14 protein-coding genes are annotated in these 19,526 nt (G+C 73.9%); 9 read left to right on the plus strand and 5 right to left on the minus strand.

The genetic code is table 11. The features are described 5' to 3' along the window. Positions 1–214 precede the first annotated feature (214 nt). Positions 215–1,675 carry a xylulokinase gene (gene xylB, locus F1641_RS00005; RefSeq protein WP_194902478.1) on the minus strand — a complete coding sequence of 487 codons (1,461 nt, stop codon included), beginning with the start codon at positions 1,673–1,675 and terminating at the stop codon, positions 215–217. Position 1,676: 1 nt separating this feature from the next. Continuing rightward, positions 1,677–2,882, minus strand: coding sequence for a xylose isomerase (gene xylA, locus F1641_RS00010; protein WP_194902479.1), 1,206 nt, complete (start codon positions 2,880–2,882; stop codon positions 1,677–1,679). Between the two features lie 119 nt (positions 2,883–3,001). On the opposite strand from xylA, the gene F1641_RS00015 reads away from it, so the two are divergent. Next, entirely contained in the window at positions 3,002–4,234 is a 1,233-nt protein-coding gene (locus F1641_RS00015) for an ROK family protein (protein WP_206690343.1), read from the plus strand. 12 nt (positions 4,235–4,246) lie between these two features. Here F1641_RS00015 and F1641_RS00020 read toward each other — a convergent pair whose 3' ends face one another. Then, a complete protein-coding gene (locus F1641_RS00020; RefSeq protein WP_194902481.1) occupies positions 4,247–5,323 on the minus strand; it encodes a LacI family DNA-binding transcriptional regulator in 1,077 nt (358 codons plus the stop codon). 307 nt (positions 5,324–5,630) lie between these two features. Between F1641_RS00020 and F1641_RS00025 the strand changes: the two genes are divergently transcribed. The 7 genes from F1641_RS00025 to F1641_RS00055 all read left to right on the plus strand — a co-directional run bounded on the left by F1641_RS00025 (position 5,631) and on the right by F1641_RS00055 (position 14,882). Next, positions 5,631–6,992, plus strand: a complete 1,362-nt coding sequence (locus F1641_RS00025) for an extracellular solute-binding protein (protein WP_194902482.1) — start codon at positions 5,631–5,633, stop codon at positions 6,990–6,992. Between the two features lie 145 nt (positions 6,993–7,137). Beyond that, complete coding sequence (locus tag F1641_RS00030) at positions 7,138–8,478, plus strand: ABC transporter substrate-binding protein (protein WP_194902483.1); 1,341 nt, start codon at positions 7,138–7,140, stop codon at positions 8,476–8,478. Positions 8,479–8,487: 9 nt separating this feature from the next. Continuing rightward, positions 8,488–9,429: a carbohydrate ABC transporter permease gene (locus F1641_RS00035; protein ID WP_194902484.1), complete on the plus strand. Its 942-nt coding sequence runs from the start codon at positions 8,488–8,490 to the stop codon at positions 9,427–9,429. Positions 9,430–9,610: 181 nt separating this feature from the next. Then, entirely contained in the window at positions 9,611–10,396 is a 786-nt protein-coding gene (locus F1641_RS00040) for a carbohydrate ABC transporter permease (RefSeq protein WP_375541456.1), read from the plus strand. 11 nt (positions 10,397–10,407) lie between these two features. Then, on the plus strand, positions 10,408–11,157 hold the full coding sequence (locus tag F1641_RS00045; protein WP_194902486.1) for a ThuA domain-containing protein: 750 nt from the start codon (positions 10,408–10,410) through the stop codon (positions 11,155–11,157). Continuing rightward, complete coding sequence (locus F1641_RS00050) at positions 11,154–12,287, plus strand: Gfo/Idh/MocA family protein (protein ID WP_194902487.1); 1,134 nt, start codon at positions 11,154–11,156, stop codon at positions 12,285–12,287. The genes F1641_RS00045 and F1641_RS00050 overlap by 4 nt, the downstream gene beginning before the upstream one ends. A 153-nt stretch (positions 12,288–12,440) precedes the next feature. Beyond that, positions 12,441–14,882, plus strand: coding sequence for a glycoside hydrolase family 3 N-terminal domain-containing protein (locus tag F1641_RS00055; RefSeq protein ID WP_194902488.1), 2,442 nt, complete (start codon positions 12,441–12,443; stop codon positions 14,880–14,882). A gap of 89 nt (positions 14,883–14,971) precedes the next feature. On the opposite strand, the gene F1641_RS00060 is transcribed toward F1641_RS00055, so the two are convergent. Together F1641_RS00060 and F1641_RS00065 are read right to left on the minus strand one after the other, a co-directional pair. Further along, entirely contained in the window at positions 14,972–16,627 is a 1,656-nt protein-coding gene (locus tag F1641_RS00060; RefSeq protein WP_206690344.1) for a S1C family serine protease, read from the minus strand. A 115-nt stretch (positions 16,628–16,742) separates the two neighbouring features. Then, positions 16,743–18,614, minus strand: coding sequence for a thiamine pyrophosphate-requiring protein (locus tag F1641_RS00065; protein ID WP_194902489.1), 1,872 nt, complete (start codon positions 18,612–18,614; stop codon positions 16,743–16,745). A 386-nt stretch (positions 18,615–19,000) separates the two neighbouring features. On the opposite strand from F1641_RS00065, the gene F1641_RS00070 reads away from it, so the two are divergent. Beyond that, entirely contained in the window at positions 19,001–19,513 is a 513-nt protein-coding gene (locus F1641_RS00070; protein WP_194902490.1) for a zf-TFIIB domain-containing protein, read from the plus strand. Positions 19,514–19,526: the final 13 nt, after the last annotated feature.

Genomic DNA, 19,526 nt, shown 5'->3' on the forward strand with positions numbered 1-19,526 from the left:
GTCTACGCCGCGTTCAACGTCGCGGCGTGGCTCTTCGTGTGGAAGAAGATGCCCGAGCTCACCGGCAGGAGCCTGGAGTCGATCGAGGGGCACCTGCGCGAGGGCCGCTTCGCCCCCGCCGACTTCCGCTGACCCCACCCCTGATCGTGATCATGGGCATCCGCCACCTACGAAGGGTGGCGGGCGCCCATGATCACGAACGGGGGAGGGGTGGTCAGACCCCGTCGGTGAGGTCGCGGACGGCGGCGTAGCGGGCGCGGACCCGCTCGCCGGCGGCCAGCGCCTCGTCGTCGGCGTCGAACACCTGCGCCGGGGCGAGCGACCACTCCGGCGGCGCCTCCGCGCCCGACAGCACCCAGGCCGCCTGGCGCGCCGCGCCGTCGGCCACGTACTCCCCGGGCTGCGGGACGACGACCTGGCGGCCCAGCACCGACGGCGCCAGCTGCTGGACCGCCGACGAGCGGGCCCCGCCGCCGACCAGCAGCACGCGGCGCACGGAGACGCCCTGCGCCTCCAGTGCCGCGATGCCGTCGGCCAGGCCGCACAGCAGGCCCTCGACGGCGGCGCGCGCCACGTGGGCGGGCGTCATCGTCTTCAGGGTCAGGCCGTGCATCGCGCCCGTGGCCTCGGGGCGGTTGGGGGTCCGCTCGCCCTGCAGGTAGGGCACGAGCACCAGCCCGTCGGCCCCGCTCGGCGCCGACAGGGCCAGCTCGGCCAGCCCGGCGTGGTCGACCCCGAGCAGCTTCGCGGTGGCGTCGAGCACCTGCGCGGCGTTCAGCGTCACCACCAGCGGCAGGTGCTCGCCGGTGGCGTCGGCGAAGCCCGCGATGGTGCCGGAGGCGTCGTGGACGGCGGTCTCGGTGACCGCCCCCACCACGCCGGACGTGCCCAGCGACAGGACGACGTCTCCCTCGCGCGCGGCCAGGCCGAGCGCCGCGGCGGCGTTGTCGCCGGTCCCCGGGCCCAGCAGGGCGCCCTCGCGGCCCCAGGCCGCCGAGAGGCGACCGCCCGCCTCGGACGGGCCCACCACGCGGGGCACCCGCGGGGAGCGCCCGCGCAGCGCCAGCTCGAGCAGGTCGCGGCGGTACTCCCCGGTCGAGGCCGAGAAGTACGCCGTGCCCGACGCGTCGCCGGCGTCGGTGAACAGGCCCTCGAGGCCGACGGCCTCGAAGCCGCCCGCCAGGCGCCAGGTCAGCCAGTCGTGGGGGAGGCACACCGCCGCGGTGCGGTCGGCGTTCTCCGGCTCGGCGTCGGCCAGCCAGCGCAGCTTGGAGCCGGTGAACGAGGCCACCGGCACCACGCCGACGGCGTCGGCCCACGCCTGACCGCCCGCCTCCGCGTCACCGCCGCCGAGCTCGGAGATCAGGTCCCGCGCGGCGGGCGCCGAGCGGGTGTCGTTCCACAGCAGGGCCGGCCTGACCACCTCTCCCGAGGCGTCGAGGCAGACCATGCCGTGCTGCTGGCCGCCGACGGCGACGGCGTCGACGTCGTCCAGGCCGCCCGCGGCGTCCACGGCCTCGCGCAGGGCGCGCTCCCACTCGCGGGGGTGCACCTCCGTGCCGTCCGGGTGGGCCGCGCGGCCCTCCCGGACGAGCTCACCCGTGGCGGCGTCGCGGATGACGACCTTGCACGACTGCGTCGACGTGTCGACGCCGGCGACCAGCTGCTGCGTCATGTCAGCGAGCGCCCATGAGGTGCTCGATGGCCAGCTGGTCGAGGTTGCCGATGCCGTAGCCGCGCTTGCCCTTGGCGTCGGCGTCGAAGTCCTCGAACGCGGAGCGGTCGGCGACGATGTCGGCGAGGGTCTCGCCCTCGTCCAGCGTCGGGACGGCGAGCTCGGTGACGCTCGCGGTCTCGAGCGCGGCCTGGACCTCGGGGTCGGCGCGGAAGGCCAGCGCGCGCTCCTTGAGGAGCAGGTAGGTGCGCATGTTGGCCGCGGCCGACTGCCAGATGCCGTCGAAGTCCTCGGTGCGGTTCGGCTTGTAGTCGAAGTGCTTCGGGCCCGTGTAGGTGGGGCCGCCGCCCGGGAAGCCGTTCTCCAGCAGGTCGACGGTCCAGAAGGCGGACAGCAGGTCGCCGTGGCCGAAGACGAGGTCCTGGTCGAACTTCGGGCCGTGCTGGCCGTTCAGGTCGATGTGGAACAGCTTGTCGGCGGCGAGCGCCTGGGCGATGCCGGCGGTGAAGTTCAGGTTGGACATCTGCTCGTGGCCGACCTCGGGGTTCACGCCCACCAGGTGGGGGTGCTCAAGGGTGTACGAGAAGGCGATCGCGTGGCCGACCGTGGGCAGCAGGATGTCGCCGCGGGGCTCGTTCGGCTTGGGCTCGATCGCGATGCGCATGTCGAGGCCCTGCTCGGTGATGTAGGTCGTCAGCAGGTTGACGGCCTCGGCGTAGCGGTCCAGCGCGGCCTTGACGTCCTTGGCGCCGTCGACCTCGGAGCCCTCGCGGCCGCCCCACATGACGAACGTCTGCGCGCCGAGCTCGGCGCCCAGCTGCAGCTGGCGGAAGGCCTTGCGCAGCGCGAAGCGGCGGACGTCGCGGTCGTTCGCCGTGAACGCGCCCTCCTTGAAGACCGGGTGGCCGAAGAGGTTGGTGGTCACCATCGGCACGGCGAGGCCGGTCTCGGAGACGACCTTCTTGAGGCGGCCGAGGATCTCGTCGCGGCCGGCCGGGTCCTTGTGGCCCACCTCGAAGGGGACGACGTCGTCGTCGTGGAAGGTGATGCCGTAGGCACCGAGGTCGGCCAGGCGGCGGGCGGCGTCGATGACGTCCACGTCGGGGCGGGTCGCGTCGCCGAAGGGGTCGGCAGCGGCCCATCCGACGGTCCAGAGGCCGAAGGAGAACTTGTCCTCGGGGGTGGGGGTGAGGTGCTGAGCGGCCACGGGGGCGCTCCTCTCCGTCGAGGTGGATCGGGTGGACGGGTGCGCCAGCTGCTGCACGCGACCCGGAACTGATTTGTTCTGTCGTTGAACTTATGCCGTGGGCGTGGGAGTGTCAACGGGTGGCCACCGTCGAGCGAGCACGGCAGAGCGACCTGCGCGAGCGCAACCTCGCCGCGGTCCTCGCGCTCGTCGCCGACCGCACCGCCGGGGCGGGCGGTGACCCGGCCCCCTCGCGCGCGGGCCTCGCGGCCGCCACCGGCATGGCCCGCGGCACGGTCTCGGCTCTGGTCGACGCCCTCCTCGCCGGCCGCCTGCTCGAGGAGGTGCCCCCGCCGCCGCGCACCGGCGCGGGCCGCCCCGCGCACGGGCTGCGCCTGTCGGGGCGTCGGGTGGCGGCGCTCGGCGTCGAGCTGGGCGCCAGCCACGCCGTGGCCTGCGTCCGCGACCTCACCGGCGCCGTCCGCGCCCGCGAGGCGGTGCCCACCATCGACAGGACCGGCCCGCCCGCGCAGGTGCTCGCCGCCTCCGCCGAGCTCGCCGGCCGGGTCCTGGCGGACGCCCGCGCCCAGGGCCTGGACGTCGTCGGCGGGGCCTGGGCGCTGCCCGGCCTGGTCGACACCGGCGCCGGGACCCTGCGCCTGGCCCCCAACCTGGGCTGGCGCGACGTCGACGTCCTCGCCCTGCTCGGCGAGCACCCCGCGCTGCAGGGCCTGCCGCTCGCCGTCGACAACGAGGCGGCGCTCGCGGCGCTCGCCGAGCTGTGGCACCCCGGGGAGCCCGACGACGCCGCGGGCGGCCGGCGCGGAGCCTCGTTCGTGCTGGTCACGGGCGAGGTCGGCATCGGGTCCGGGGTGGTGCTCGGCGGTCGCCCGCTGCGCGGCGAGCGCGGCTGGAGCGGCGAGCTCGGGCACGTCACGGTCGACCCGTCGGGGCCGCGCTGCGGCTGCGGGGCCAGCGGCTGCCTGGAGGCCTACGCCGGCCAGGAGGCGCTCCTCGCGCGCGCCGGGCTGGCCGGAGGTGCCGCCGACGACCTGCGCCGCGCCGCCGAGGGCGAGGACCCCGCCGCGCTCGCCGCGCTGGACGACGCCGGCGCCGCCCTCGGCACCGCGCTCGCCGCGGCGGTGAACCTGCTCGACGTCGACGCCGTGGTGCTGGGCGGCTCCTGCGCCCCGCTCGCCCCGTGGCTGGCCCCGCCCCTGCAGCGCGAGCTGGCGGCCCGCGTGCTGCGGGCGCGCCTGCTCGAGGTGCCCGTGCGGGTCTCGGCGACGGGTGCGGACGCCGCCGTCATGGGGGCCGCCGCCCTGGTGCTGCAGGGGGTGCTCGACGCTCCGGCGCCGCTGCTCGGCGCCTGACGGCGTTCCGGCTCAGCGCGGGGGAGCGGTGCTCTCCCGCACCACGAGCCGGGTGGCCAGCTGCACGTGGGGGGCGACCCCGCGGGAGGACACCCCGCCCACCTGCGGTCGCCGCGGTGCGCCGCCGTCGCGGGAGCGCACGTCGTCGACCACCATGCGCACCGACTCGCTCGCCATCTCGCCCAGCGGCTGGCGCACCGTGGTGAGCGGCGGCGACATGTAGCGCACCATCGCGACGTCGTCGAAGCCCACCACCGACAGGTCGTCGGGGACGCGCAGGCCGCGGCGCCGCGCCTCCTGGTACACGCCGCTGGCCATGAGGTCCGAGCCCGCGAACACGGCCGTGGGCGGCTCGGGCAGGTCGAGCAGGGTGGCGGCGGCCCGCTGCCCGCCCTCGGCGGTGAAGTCACCCGGCTGGACCAGTGCCTCGTCGACCGGGGCCCCGGCGCGCGCCATCGCGGCCCGGTAGCCCTCCAGGCGCTCCTGGCTGCACAGCAGGAACGGCGCGCCGGTGATGACGGCGACGCGCCGGTGCCCCAGCCCGAGCAGGTGCTCCGTGGCGGCGACGCCTCCGGCGAAGTTGGTGGCGCCGACCGTCGGCAGGGCGGGGTCGCTGCTGCCGGCGGGGTCGAGGAGCACGACGGGGGCCCCGAGCGAGGCGACCTCCTCGACGCTGCCGCCGCCGAACCGGTTGACCACCAGGACGACCCCGCGGGGCCGGCGGGCGCGCAGCGCCGAGAGCCACGACCTGTCCTCGCCGTCGCGGTCGTGCGCGGCGCTGACCACCAGGCCGGCGCCGCTGCGCGCCGCACCCGCCTCGGCCCCGGCCAGCACCTCCAGCGCGTAGGCGCTGGTGAGGTCGGTGATGACCAGCTCGACGAGCAGCGGCCCGGCGGGGGCCTCGCGCTGCCGGCGCCGGGGCCGGTAGCCCGAGGAGGCCAGCACCCCGCTGACGAGGTCGCGGGTGTCGGGGGAGACGTCGTCGCGGTTGTTGAGCACCTTGGAGACCGTCGGCACGGAGACCCCGGCCTGGCGCGCCACGTCGGCGATGGTGACCCGGCTCTCGGCCCGGCCGGTGGTGCTGCTCATGCCGAACTCCTGGCGTCGATGCTCTGGCGGTGGAGGGTATCGAAAGTTTCGGGCGCTGGGGAACCGCGCCAAGATCCATCCTCCCGGACGGCCGACGGGAGCCCGATCTGCGCCCGGTCGTGCTGGAGATCGTCGATCTTCGTGATCGAACCGTGACCCCGGGAGACCGCTTCTGGTGACCGGTTTCGCTTGACCGGTCCGAGGGGGCGCTCCTACTGTCCACGGGACGAGCGCAACGGTCGGAAACTTTCGGGCGCTCGCGACATCCATCAAGCCGCGCTGGAGCGGCTCGAACGACGGAGTTCACATGGACGCTTCGACGACGTCCGCGCAGGGCACCTCCCGCCGCGGCTTCCTGACCATGCTCGCCATGGCCCCCCTCGCCGGCGCGGCGCTGTCCGCCTGCGGCACCTCGGGCCCGTCCAGCTCGGGCGGCGGCGGGGGCGGCGACGGTGCCGCGAGCATGTGGTACCTCTCGGGCCAGCCCAACGAGAAGATCAAGACGGACAACCTCAAGGCCTGGGGCGACGCGAACCCCGACTCCACGATCTCGGTCGACTTCTTCCAGAACGACGCCTACAAGACGAAGATCAAGACGGCGATCGGCGCCGGCCAGGCCCCGACCTTCATCTACAGCTGGGGCGGCGGCACCCTCGCCAGCTACGCGGCCGCCGGCCAGGTGCTCGACCTGACGAGCTGGTTCGACGACGCCACCCTCAAGGGCAGCGTGCTGGAGTCCACCTACAAGGCCGGCACCGTCGACGGCAAGATCTACGCCTACCCCAACGAGAACGCCGCGCTGATCCTCTTCTACTACAACAAGAAGCTCTTCAAGCAGGTCGGCGCCGAGCCGCCCACCACCTACGACGAGCTGCTCGCGCTGGTCGACACCTTCAAGGGCGCGGGCATCGCCCCGATCGCGCTGGCCGGGCAGTCGCGCTGGACCTCGATGATGTGGCTGGAGTACTTCTTCGACCGCGTGGGCGGCCCGGAGGTCTTCGACGCCATCTTCGCCGGGACCGCCGACGCCTGGTCGAACCCCGACGCGCTGAAGGCCCTGCAGATGGTGCAGGACCTCGTGAAGGCGGGCGGCTTCATCACCGGCTTCGAGTCGATCACGGCCGACAGCAACGCCGACCAGGCCCTGCTCTACACCGACAAGACCGCGATGATGCTGCACGGCTCGTGGGTCTACTCGGGCATCAAGAACGACGCCGCCGACTTCGTCGCCGACGGCAACCTGGGGTGGTTCGCCTTCCCGCCGATCACGGGCGGCAAGGGCGACCCGAAGAACGTCGCCGGCAACCCGGCCCAGTACATGTCGGTCTCCTCCAAGGCCACCCAGGCCCAGCAGGACATCGCCAAGGCGTACTTCACCGACACCACCAACGGGATCATGAGCGAGACCGTCATCGACGCGTACGTGGCCTCCGGCCAGGTCTGCATCGCCTCCGGCATCGAGGACAAGATCGCGGCCAGCGAGGACAAGGACTTCCTGCAGTTCGCGTACTCGGCCGTGCAGGACGCCCCCAGCTTCGTGCAGTCCTGGGACCAGGCGCTCTCCCCGAGCACCGCCGAGGCGCTCCTGTCGAACATCGACCAGCTGTTCAGCCTGTCGATCACGCCGCAGCAGTTCGCCGACAACATGAACGCGACGATCGGCCAGTGACGTCAGCGTCCTGAGCGGGTGGGCCACCCACCCGCTCAGGACGGCGGCGGTCGCCTCGCGCCCGTCGCACCGCGGTCCAGCGGACGGCCGCACGAGCTCCACCCCGCACCGCCGCGACGACGCGGCCCCAGGACGGAGACCTCCCATGAGCACCACCTCCACCCGGTCCGCCCCCTCCCGCCGCTCCTTCCTCGGTGCCGTGGTCCTCGCGCCCTTCGCGGGCGCCGCCCTCTCGGCCTGCGGCACCTCGGGCCCCGGTTCGTCCGCGGCCGACGCCGTGGCCACGGAGTGGTACCTCTCGGGTGACCCGAGCGAGACCATCACCAAGAACGGCGTCGCGGCCTTCAACGAGGCCAACCCCGACCAGACCATCGGGCTGACGTTCTTCCAGAACGACGCCTACAAGACGAAGATCAAGACGGCCATCGGCGCCGGCCAGGCGCCCACGATCATCTACGGCTGGGGCGGCGGCACGCTGCGCTCCTACGTCGAGGCGGGCCAGGTCGACGACCTCACCGGCTGGTTCGACGCCAACCCCGACGTCCGCAGCCGGCTGCTCGAGTCGTCGTTCGGCCCCGCCACGGTCGACGGCAAGATCTACGCCCTGCCCAACGAGACGGTCACCCCGATCGTCTTCTTCTACAACAAGGCCCTCTTCGAGCAGGTGGGCGCACAGCCCCCGCAGACCTGGGACGACCTGCTGGCGCTGGTGCCCGTCTTCAACGACGCCGGCATCGCGCCGCTGGCCCTCGGCGGGCAGTCGCGCTGGACCTCGATGATGTGGCTCGAGTACCTCTACGACCGCATCGGCGGCCCGGAGCTCTTCACCTCCATCTACGACGGCGAGCCCGACGCCTGGTCGGCCCCGGCCTCGCTCGAGGCTCTCGGCAAGGTCCAGGAGCTGGTGGCGGCCGGGGGCTTCATCACCGGCTTCGAGTCGATCACCGCTGACAGCAACGCCGACCAGGCGCTGCTCTACACGGGCCGCGCGGCGATGATGCTCCACGGCGCGTGGACCTACGGCTCCATGAAGGCCGACGGCGGCGACTTCGTCAGCGGCGGCTCGCTCGGCTGGCTGCCGTTCCCGACCGTCGCCGGTGGCACGGGCGACCCGAGCAACGCCGTCGGCAACCCCGGCCAGTACATGTCGATCTTCACGCCGGCAGAGCAGACGGCCAAGGACGCGGCGCTGCAGTACTTCGCCGACGGGATCATGGCCGACGACGTCCTGCAGGCCTACATCGACGCCGGCAACGTCCCGATCGCCAACGGCATCGAGGACCGCCTCGCGGCCTCCGACGACGCCGAGTGGCTGCAGTTCGTCTACACCACCGCCAGCGGCGCGCAGACGTTCACGCAGTCGTGGGACCAGGCGCTCTCGCCGTCCACCGCCGAGGCCCTCCTCACCAACATCGAGCAGCTCTTCAGCCGGGCGATCAGCCCGGAGCAGTTCGCCACCGCGATGAACGCGACCCTCGAGAAGTGAGGCGCTGAGATGACGACGACAGCAGCGACGAGGACGGCGGCCTCCCGGGCCCCCGCGGGGGGTGCCTCCGAGCACCGCAGCGTCAAGACCGGGTCCGTGGCGTGGATGGCGATCCCCGCCGTCGCCTTCTTCGTGCTCTTCGGAGCGGTCCCGCTCATCGGCACGCTCGTGCTGAGCTTCACCCAGTGGGACGGCATCGGCGCCATCCAGTGGCTGGGGGGCGGCAACTGGGTCTCGATCATGACGGACCCGGTCATGTACAAGGCCCTCGGCCTCACCTTCGGCATCATGATCTTCTCGTGGCTGGTGCAGACGCCGATCTCGCTGCTGCTGGGCGTCTTCACCGCCGGCACGCAGAAGTACCGCGCGTTCCTCGCCGTCCTCTACTTCCTGCCGCTGCTCATGAGCGCGGCGGCGATCTCCATCGCCTACAAGGCGCTGCTCGACCCCAACTTCGGCCTGGCGGCGAGCCTGGGGATCCCCTTCCTGATCCAGAACTGGCTGGGTGACCCCACCCTGGTGCTGTTCGTCGTCATCTTCGTGCTGAGCTGGATGTACGTCCCCTTCCACTCACTGCTCTACCAGGGCGGCGTGCAGCAGATCCCGCGCTCCATGTACGAGGCGGCCAGCATCGACGGCGCGGGCACCGTCCGGCAGTTCTTCTCCATCACGCTGCCGCAGCTGAAGTACACGATCATCACGTCGTCGACGCTGATGGTGGTCGGGTCGATGACGGCCTTCGACCTCATCTTCGTGCTCACCGGCGGCGGGCCGGGCAACTCCACCCGGGTCCTCGCGCTGGACATGTACCTGCGCGGGTTCCGCGCCAACCAGATGGGTCCGGCCAGCGCCATCGCCGTCCTCATCGTGCTGATCGGTCTCGGCCTGGCGCTGTTCCTGCGCCGCCTGGGCGGCAAGGACGCGAACTCCAGCCAGATGGAAGGCCTCTGAGATGACCGAGACGACCCGCACGCCGGGCGGAACGCACCCGGTGGCCACCCCCACCCCCGCCGGACCGCTGGCGACCCCGACCCTGGACGCGGGGGAGGCCGGCGGACCGCCGGCGGCGTCCCCGCTCAGCCGACGCCGCGGCCGCGGCGCCGCGCACCGCCCCAACTGGCTGGGCGGCCTCATGGGCTGGATCTGGCTCGCGGTGATCATCATCCCGATCTACTGGATCGTCATCACCAGCCTGAAGCCGAGCAGCGAGTACTTCACGACCAACCCGCTGCTGCCCTCGACCAGCCCGACGTTCTCGGCCTACCAGCTGGTCCTGGAGGCCGACTTCGTCCGCTACTTCTTCAACAGCGTCATCGTCACGCTCGGCACGGTCGTCCCCGCGGTGCTGATCTCGTTCATGGCCGCCTTCGCCATCGTGCGCGGCTCCGGCAGGTTCCTGAGGTTCTCCTCGGGCTTCCTGCTCATGGGGCTGGCGATCCCGCTCCAGGCGACGATCATCCCCGTCTACCTGATCATCATCAGGCTGAACCTCTACGACTCGCTGCTCGCGCTGATCCTGCCCAGCATCGCGTTCTCCATCCCGCTGGCGGTGCTCGTGCTGAGCAACTTCGTGCGCGACGTCCCCAACGAGCTGTTCGAGTCCATGCGCCTCGACGGCACCTCGGAGTGGGGCACCGCCTGGCGCCTCGCCTTCCCCCTGACGCGGCCCGCCGTGGTCACGGTCGCCATCTACACGGGCCTGCAGGTCTGGAACGGGTTCCTGCTGCCGCTGGTGCTCACCCAGTCCCAGGACCTGAGGGTGCTGCCGCTGGCGCTGTGGTCGTTCCAGGGCCAGTACTCGGTCAACGTCCCGGCCGTCCTCGCCGCCGTCGTCCTGTCGACGCTGCCGATCCTCGTCTTCTACGTCGTGGGCCGCCGCCAGCTCGTCTCGGGGCTGACGGCAGGCTTCAGCAAGTGAGCGGAGAACCCTTGAGCACCACCCAGAGCCCCACCTCCCAGCGGCGCGCCCTCGTGGTGCGCGGCGGGTGGGACGGGCACCAGCCCGTCGAGGCCACCGAGCTGTTCCTGCCCTTCCTCGAGGAGAGCGGGTTCCACGTCCGCGTGGAGGAGTCCCCGGACGTGTACGCCGACGCCGCGTACATGGAGGGCCTCGACCTCGTGGTCCAGAGCGTGACCATGTCGGAGATCTCCCCGGAGGCGCTGAAGGGCCTGCTGGCCGCCGTCGCGGCCGGCACCGGCTTCGGCGGGTGGCACGGCGGCATCGCCGACTCCTACCGCAACAGCTCCGACTACCTGCAGCTCGTGGGCGGGCAGTTCGCCACCCACGCCGCGCTGCACCCGCCGGCCGAGCGCAAGGGGGAGATGGACGACAACTACGTCCCCCACCGCGTCGAGATCACCGAGGCCGGCCGCCAGCACCCGATCACCGCGGGGCTGGACGACTTCGACCTGGTCACCGAGCAGTACTGGATCCTCTCGGACGACCTCAACGACGTGCTCGCCACCACGACGACCAAGACCCGCGAGTGGGAGCCGTGGCACCGCCCGGTCACCTGCCCCGCGGTGTGGACCCGCGCGTGGGGGCAGGGCCGCGTGTTCGTGGCGACGCCCGGCCACCAGGTCGACGTGCTGCAGGACCCGAATGTCCGCACCGTGGTGGAGCGCGGCCTGCTGTGGGCCGGTCGCGCGCTGCCCGAGACCGCCGGGAGCGCCGCGTGAGCGCCCCGAGCGGACGGCTGCGCGTCGGCGTCGTCGGCGCCGGCAAGATCAGCGAGCAGTACAGCCTCAACCTGGCGCGGCTGCCCCAGCTGGCGCTGACCGCCGTCGCCGACCTCGACACCGGCCGCGCCGAGGCCCTGGCCGCCCAGCACGAGGGCGCCCGCGCCCTGCCGCTGCAGCAGCTGCTCGAGGCCGACGACGTCGACGTCGTGCTCAACCTGACCATCCCCGCGGCCCACGCCGAGGTCGCGCTGGCCGCGGTGGCCGCCGGCAAGCACGTCTACGGCGAGAAGCCCCTGACCGCCACCACCGCCGAGGGGCGGGCGGTCCTCGAGGCCGCGCGCGCCGCCGGCGTGCGCGTCGGGTCGGCGCCCGACACGGTGCTCGGCACCGGGGTGCAGACCGCCCGCGCCGCCGTCGAGGCGGGCCTCATCGGCACCCCGCACGCCGCGACCGCGACCTTCGTGGCCCCCGGGCACGAGCTCTGGCACCCGTCGCCGGAGTTCTACTACGCCCCCGGCGGCGGTCCGCTGCTCGACATGGGCCCGTACTACATGACCTCGCTGGTGCACCTGCTCGGCCCGGTCACGCGCGTGACGGGCCTGGCGTCCGCGCCGCGCTCCACGCGCACCGTGGCGAGCGGGCCGAAGGCCGGGCTGGAGTTCCCGGTCACCACGCCGTCGCACGTCACCGGGCTGCTGCAGCACCGCGACGGCGCGCTCACCACCGTGGTGATGAGCTTCGACGTGTGGGGCTCGCGCGCCCCTCGCCTGGAGGTCCACGGACCGCAGGGCTCGCTCTCGGTGCCGGACCCGAACTACTTCGAGGGCCCCGTCGAGATCTGCAGCCCCGAGGTCGCCGGGCTCGACCAGTGGGGCCGTGCGCAGTGGAAGGAGCTCGACCCGAGCGCCGGCTACCTCGGCGCGGGCCGCGGTGAGGGCCTGGCCGACCTGGCCCTCGCCCTCGGCGCCGGCACCGCCCACCGCGCCTCCGGCGACGTGGCGCTGCACGTCCTCGACGTCATGGAGTCCGTGCTGTCGTCGGCGCGCGAGGGCGGCACCCCGCTGGACGTGGCCTCGACGTGCGAGCGCCCCGAGCCCGTGGCCGGGCTCGTCGACCTGACCGCCTGACACACCCCACCCACCGTGGTCATGGGGTTCAGGAGCACCTTCCGACCGTGATCATGGGCTTCCCGAACGCTCGTCGCCCGGGAGGTCCACGATCACGGCGCGAAGGTGCTCGGGAGGTCCATGATCACGGACGGAGAGCCTGGAGCTGAGACCATGAGCACCGACCTGCCCGTCCGTCCCTCCGCCCCGGGCGCGACCCCAGCCGTCGCCGACGTCGACCCGTCCTCGCCGCTGGTTGCCGAGCGCGCCGCCCGCGTCGAGCACCTGCTGGCCGACATGGTGCTCGAGGAGAAGCTCTTCCAGCTCGTCGGCCTCTGGGAGGGCCGCGGCGGCACCGGCGAGGGCGGCGACGTCGCCCCCATGGCCGACGCGATGCAGGGAGACGCACCCGACTCCCTCGAGGGGTACGCCGCGCAGGGCCTCGGGCTCGGCCAGCTCACCCGCGTCTTCGGGACCACCCCCGTCGACCCGGTCGAGGGTGCCAAGGGCCTCGTGGCCAAGCAGCGCTGGCTGCAGGAGCACACGCGCCACGGCGTCCCCGCCCTCGTGCACGAGGAGTGCCTCACCGGCCTGGCCGCCTGGCGCGCCACCACCTTCCCCGCGCCCCTGAGCTGGGGCGCGAGCTTCGACCCGGAGCTCGTCGAGGAGGTCGGGGCGGCCATCGGCGCCTCGATGCGCTCCCTCGGCGTGCACCAGGGCCTCGCCCCCGTGCTCGACGTCGTCCGCGACGCCCGCTGGGGCCGCGTGGAGGAGTGCGTCTCCGAGGACCCCTGGCTCGTCGGCGAGGTGGCCACCGCGTACGTGCGCGGGGTCCAGTCCGCCGGCGTCGTCGCCACCCTCAAGCACTTCGTGGGGTACTCCAACAGCCGCGCGGGCCGCAACCTCGCGCCGGTCCACGCCGGTCCCCGCGAGGTCGCCGACGTGCTGCTGGTCCCGTTCGAGATGGCGCTGCTCGACGGCCGCGTCGGCTCGGTGATGAACAGCTACGCCGAGGTCGACGGCGTGCCGGTCGCCGCCGACGCCTCGCTGCTGACCGACCTGCTCCGTGACCGCTGGGGGTTCGAGGGCACCGTCGTCGCCGACTACTTCTCCGTCGCCTTCCTCCAGACCCTCCACGGCGTCGCCGCCGACGTCGCCGACGCCGGGGCGCAGGCCCTGGCCGCGGGCATCGACGTCGAGCTGCCCACCGGGGTGGCCTACCTCGCGCTCGCGCAGGCCGTCCGCGACGGCGCCCTCGACGAGGCCCTGGTCGACAGGGCGCTGCGCCGCGTGCTGGTCCAGAAGGCGGCCCTCGGGCTCCTCGACGACGGCTACGACCCCGCCGCGACCCTCGGCCCGGCCGGCGACGGCGACGTCGACGCCGTCGACCTCGACCCGCCCGCCCACCGCGACCTGGCCCGCCGCCTGGCGGAGGAGTCGGTGGTGCTCCTCGCCAACGACGGGGCCCTGCCCCTGGCGACCGGCCCGGGCGCGACGACGGCGGCGCGGCGCGTGGCGGTCGTCGGTCCCAACGCCGACGACCCCTCGGCCCTCTTCGGCTGCTACTCCTTCGCCAACCACGTGCTCGCCCAGCACCCCGACGTCCCGCTGGGCCTGTCCGTCCCGTCGGTCCTCGACGCGCTGCGCGGCGAGCTGGACGGCGCCGAGGTCGTGCACGCCCGGGGCTGCGACGTCGACACCGCCGACACGTCCGGCTTCGGCGCTGCGCTCGAGGCGGCGGACGGCGCGGACGCCGTCGTCGTCGTGCTCGGAGACCGCGCCGGGCTCTTCGGCCGCGGGACGTCGGGGGAGGGGTGCGACGCCGAGTCGCTCGACCTGCCCGGCGTGCAGCAGCAGCTGCTCGACGCGGTGCTCGACGCCTCCACGGGCCACGACGGCGAGCTGGTGCGCCCCGTCGTGGCGGTGCTGCTCACCGGGCGGCCCTACGCCGTCGCCAGCGCCCTCGAGCGCTGCTCGGCCGTGGTCCAGGCGTTCTTCCCGGGCCAGGAGGGCGCGGGTGCGGTCGCGGGGGTGCTCTCGGGCCGGGTCAACCCCTCGGGCCGCCTGCCCGTGACGCTGCCGCGCTCCGTCGGGGCGCAGCCGTACTCCTACCTGCACCCGGTCCTCGGGGGGGCGTCGTCGGTGTCGAACATCGCCACGGCGCCCGTCCGGCCCTTCGGGCACGGCCTGTCGTTCACCACCTTCGAGCGCTCCGACCTGCAGGTCGCCGACGCCGAGGTGCCCACCGGCGGGTCGCTCGTCGCCTCCGTGGTGGTCACGAACACCGGCGACCGCGCCGGCGCCGACGTCGTCCAGCTCTACGGGCACGACCCGGTGGCCTCCGTGACGCGCCCGGTGACCCAGCTGCTCGCCCACGCGCGGGTGCAGCTGGAGCCGGGGGAGTCGGTGCGGGTGCTGCTCGACGTGCCCACCCGCCGCCTGGCCCTCACCGACCGCCGCGGCGTGCAGGTGGTCGAGCCCGGCACCGTCGAGCTGCGGGTCGGCCCCGACGCCGCGACCGTCGAGCTCAGCACCGAGGTCGAGCTGGTGGGAGCGCCCCACGAGGTGACCACCGGTGACCGCCGCACGGTGAGGACGGTGCTCAGCCCCGCCTGACGCCCCACCGACGCACGAGGAGCCCCGCACCACCGGGAGGTGGTGCGGGGCTCCTCGTGCGTCGCGGGGACCGGCCCCGCCGAGGTGGGTCAGCCCTGGCTGCTGCTGCTGGGAGCGGTGCCGAGCGTCGCCGTGATCTTCTGCTCCTGGCCGCCGCGGACCACGGTCAGCACCACCTGCTGGCCGGGGGCGCGGCTGCGGATCTGCGCGGTCAGCGACTCGGCCCCGGTGACGGGGTCGCTGTCGACCGCGGTGATCGCGTCGCCCTTCTGGATCCCGGCCTGCGCCGCGGCTCCGCCGCTGGTGACGTCGGCGACGACCGCCGCCTGGCGCGTGGTGCCGTCGACCGTGGCGGTCCCGTCCTGGCTGTCCAGCTGCACGCCGAGGAGGGCGTGCTCGGCGGAGCCGTCCTGCACCAGCTCGCTGGCCACGCGCTTGACCTCGTTGCCGGGGATGGCGAAGCCGAGGCCGATGCTGCCGGCCTGGCCGCTGCCGGTGGAGGTCGAGGCGATCGAGGAGTTGATGCCGAGCACCTGGCCCTCGGCGTTGACCAGCGGACCGCCGGAGTTGCCGGGGTTGATCGCGGCGTCCGTCTGCAGCGCGTTGGTGACGACGGTCTCGGGCTCGGTCTGCTGGCCGCGGTTGAAGCCGAAGGGGTCGGCCTGGGACTGCTCCGACTCGCTCGACTGCGTGGTGACCGGGCGGTCGGTGGCGGAGATGATGCCGGTGGTGACCGTGTCCGACAGCCCCAGCGGGTTGCCGATGGCCATGACGTTCTCGCCGACCTTGACGCCGTCGGAGTCCCCGAAGGTCGCCGGCGTCAGGTCGTTCGGGGCGTCCTTGATCTGGATGACCGCGAGGTCGGTGGCCGGGTCGGTGCCGGTGATCTCGCCCTGGTAGACGCGCCCGTCGCTCAGGATGATGCGGATCTGGGCGTTCGAGCCGGTGGCCGCGGTGGCGACGTGGTTGTTGGTCACCACGTGGCCCTCGGTGTCGAAGATGACGCCGGTGCCCTCGCCGCCGGTCTGCCCGTCGGAGACCTGGATGGTCACGACCGACGGCTCCACCCGCTGGGCCACGGTGCCCCAGTCGACGGGGGTGCCGACCGGCACCGAGCCCGTCGAGCCGGAGGCGCTCGACCCGCCCGAGCCACCGGACCCACCGCTGGTGGTGGCGGCCAGCGCGGGCGCCGTCTGGTCCATGCCGCGGGCGGCCGCGAAGGCGGTCCCGCCGGCCAGGAGCGCGGCGATCGCCGCGACGGCGACCACGCCGCCCCACCCCGGGCCCTTGCGGTGCTTGCGACCGCCCGGCGTCGAGCCGGTGCCGTCCCCACCGCCGTCGGGACCGGTCGGCGTGCCGTACCAGGGCGTCTCGCCCGGGCGGTCGGCGGTCGCGGTGCCTCCTCCGTAGGGGGTGCCCGCGTAGGGGGCGGTGCCGCCGTAGGGGGTCCCGGCGTACGCCGAGTGCTGGGCGGGCTGCCCGTGCTGGCCGCCCTGTCCCTGCTGGCCGCCCGCGTACGGGCCGACCGGCACCTGGGGGGCCGTCTGCTGGGCGCCCGGCTGCTGGGCCGTCTGCTGACCGGTCGGCGCGGCGCGGTACGGGTCGTGCGAGCCGTGAGCGTCGCGGTGCTGCTGACCAGCGGCTCCGCTGCCGACCCAGCCCTCGCCCGGCGGGGCCCAGGACGGCGTGCGGCCGTTGGGGGTGGAGCCGTTCGAGCTGCCGGTGGACTGGGTGTCGTTGCTCATCGTCGTCTCTCCGTCAGGAGTGGGGTGTGGCTTCAGGTAGGAGACAACAGGACGGCACTGCACGCACCGTGGACGTCCCCTGGGAGCCTGCTGGGAGGCCCGTCGTGCGGAGCGGTCACTCCTTGGCGCGGTGGCGCACCGCCTGCAGCACCGGCGCCACGACCTGCCGCAGGCCCTGCCTGACCAGGCCCGGGACCTGCTCGTCGCCGTGCAGCGCGCTCCGCAGGCCGCTCTTCACGGTCAGCAGCGCCTGCTCCGTCGACACGTGCGGCGGGATGATCGGCGTGGAGGGGTCGACCACGGCGTCGATGACGAACGGCCGGTCCGCCGCGAGCGCCGCCGCCCACGCGGCGTCGACGTCCTCCGGGCGCTCCACGCGCACGCCGTCGAGCCCCAGCAGCTGCGCCCACTGCGCGTAGGGGACGTCGGGCAGCGACTGCGACGCCGGGTCGGGCACCTCGCCGAGCTCGGCCCGGACCTCCCACGTCTCGAAGCTCAGGTCGCGGTTGTTCAGCACGAGGATCGCGAGCCGCGGGTCGTCCCAGCTCTGCCACTCCTTCGCCACGGTGATGAGCTCGTTGACGCCGTTCATCTGCATCGCGCCGTCGCCCACCAGCGCGATGACCGGGCGGCCCGGGTGCGCGGTCTTGGCGGCCAGGGCGTACGGCAGCGCCCCGCCCATGCTCAGCAGCAGGCCGGAGAGCGAGCCGAGCTGGCCGGGCCGCAGGTCGACGTCGCGGGCGTACCAGGCGGTGGCCGTGCCGCAGTCGACGGCGAGCAGCGCGTCGTCGGGCAGGTGCGCCTGCAGCCCGCGCACCACGGCCTCGGGGTTCACCGGGTCCGCTGCTGCGGAGCACCGGGCGTCGCGGACCGCGTCGTCGTCGCCCTTCCAGGTGGCGATGCGCTCGCGCCAGGCGCCGTCGCCGCGGGGGCGCAGCAGGGGCAGCAGCGCCGCCAGCGTCTCGGCGGCGTCGCCGACGAGGTTCACCTCGGTGGGGGTGCGCAGGCCGCACTTGGCGCCGTCGAGGTCGACCTGCACGCTGCGGGCCTGGCCGGGCGGCGGGTAGTACTCGCCGTACGGCATCGTCGAGCCGACCACGAGCAGCGTGTCGCAGTGCTGCATCAGCTCGTAGGACGCGCGGGTGCCGAGCAGGCCGATGGCGCCGGTGACCCACGGCAGGCGGTCGTCGAGGACGTGCTTGCCGAGCAGCGCCTTGGCCACCCCCGCGCCGAGGGCGTCGGCCACGGCGGTGAGCTCGGCGGTGGCACCGGCAGCACCCACCCCGGCGAGGACCGCGACCCGCTCGCCCGCGTTGAGGACGGCGGCGGCCTCGCGCAGCGCAGCGGCCGGCGGGGCGCCCGGGTCGGTGCTGGGCACGCTCGAGGTGTGGCTGTAGCCGTGCGCCACCGGGGTCTCGAGCACCGCGTCGGCGCTCCCGAGGTCGCTCGGCACGATGACCGCGCACACCGTCCGGTGGGCCAGGGCGGTGCGGCAGGCCTGGTCGACGGCGTGGATGACCTGGTCCGCGCTGGACAGCTGGATGACGTAGTCGGCGACGTCCTCGTACAGGGCCTTGGCGTCGACCTCCTGGTAGAAGCTCGTGCCCAGCGCCGGGGTGGCGCTCTGCCCGACGAGCGCGACCACGGGGACGCGGTCCAGCTTGGCGTCGTACAACCCGTTCAGCGCGTGGACGGCGCCCGGCCCGCTCGTCACGACGCACGCGCCGATGGGGGAGCCGCCGTACTTGACGTCGGCCACGGCCGCGAAGGCGGCGGTCTCCTCGTGGCGCACCTGGACGAGCTGCGCGGCGCCCGCCCTCCGAGCCCGGGAGATGCCGGCCATGACGCCGCCGACGCCGTCACCGGGGTAGCCGTAGTAGCGGCGCACGCCCCAGCGTGCGAGGCGCTCCACCACGTGCTCGCCGACGGTCGTCGGCTCCGGGACGTCGTTCCACTCGCCGGTGCTCTGCCGGGGGCGCTCGCTCACACGGGCCCCCTACCCACCCCGAGAGCTCCCGATCACGCCGACCGTTCCGCAGCCGAGCGCTCGGTTGCGGTTCGGGAGGGGGTGGGAACCGCAGGCAGGCGCTCGGTTGCGGTTCGGGAGGGGGTGGGAACCGCAGGCAGGCGCTCGGTTGCGGTTCGGGAGGGGGTGGGAACCGCAGGCAGGCGCTCGGTTGCGGTTCGGGAGGGGGTGGGAACCGCAGGCAGGCGCTCGGTTGCGGTTCGGGAGGGGGTGGGAACCGCAGGCAGGCGCTCGGTTGCGGTTCGGGAGGGAGTGGGAAGCGCAGCCAGGCGCTCGGCTGCCGAGAGGGAGGGAGGGACGACGGCGGGCGCGGGAACGCCGCGAGCAGGACGCCCGTTGACCTCGACATGAGCACGCCGACGTCCCCGACGCTGACCTGCCCCAAGTGCCACGGCGCCATGCGCAGCTACGAGCGCAACGGCGTCGTCCTCGACCAGTGCACCGAGTGCCGCGGGATCTTCCTCGACCGCGGCGAGCTGGAGCGCCTGATCGACGCCGAGGCCGCCTACTACGACGACCGCCCGTCGGCGCCGCAGCACCAGCCCGCTCCGCAGACCGCGCCCCAGCCGCAGGGCCACGGGCAGCAGGCGCCCAGCTACGCCCAGCCCGCGTACGGCGCCACGGGCGCCACGGGCGCCACGGCCGGTGCCAGCGGCGCCGGGTACGGCAGCAGCCACGACGCCGGTCAGCAGCGCAGCGGGTCCAGCGCCCACGGCGCGCCGTCGTCGGGCAGCGACCTGGGCAAGCTCGCCAGCGAGGTCTTCCGGCAGGTCAGCGCCGCGCGCTCGTCGTCGTCCTCGTCGCAGGGGCAGTACGGCGGCAAGCGGAAGAAGTCCTTCCTCGACCAGCTGCTCGGCTGACCCCTGGGGGTGG

Source organism: Quadrisphaera sp. INWT6 (assembly GCF_015390235.1).
Taxonomy (GTDB): domain Bacteria; phylum Actinomycetota; class Actinomycetes; order Actinomycetales; family Quadrisphaeraceae; genus Quadrisphaera.

Coding starts and splice junctions, on each gene's coding strand:
- F1641_RS00070 (WP_194902490.1), top strand. CDS start 19,001: ATGAGCACGCCGACGTCCCCGACGCTGACCTGCCCCAAGTGCCACGGC.
- F1641_RS00025 (WP_194902482.1), top strand. CDS start 5,631: ATGGACGCTTCGACGACGTCCGCGCAGGGCACCTCCCGCCGCGGCTTC.
- F1641_RS00040 (WP_375541456.1), top strand. CDS start 9,611: ATGGGCTGGATCTGGCTCGCGGTGATCATCATCCCGATCTACTGGATC.
- F1641_RS00055 (WP_194902488.1), top strand. CDS start 12,441: ATGAGCACCGACCTGCCCGTCCGTCCCTCCGCCCCGGGCGCGACCCCA.
- F1641_RS00020 (WP_194902481.1), bottom strand. CDS start 5,323: ATGAGCAGCACCACCGGCCGGGCCGAGAGCCGGGTCACCATCGCCGAC.
- F1641_RS00035 (WP_194902484.1), top strand. CDS start 8,488: ATGACGACGACAGCAGCGACGAGGACGGCGGCCTCCCGGGCCCCCGCG.
- F1641_RS00030 (WP_194902483.1), top strand. CDS start 7,138: ATGAGCACCACCTCCACCCGGTCCGCCCCCTCCCGCCGCTCCTTCCTC.
- xylB (WP_194902478.1), bottom strand. CDS start 1,675: ATGACGCAGCAGCTGGTCGCCGGCGTCGACACGTCGACGCAGTCGTGC.
- F1641_RS00060 (WP_206690344.1), bottom strand. CDS start 16,627: ATGAGCAACGACACCCAGTCCACCGGCAGCTCGAACGGCTCCACCCCC.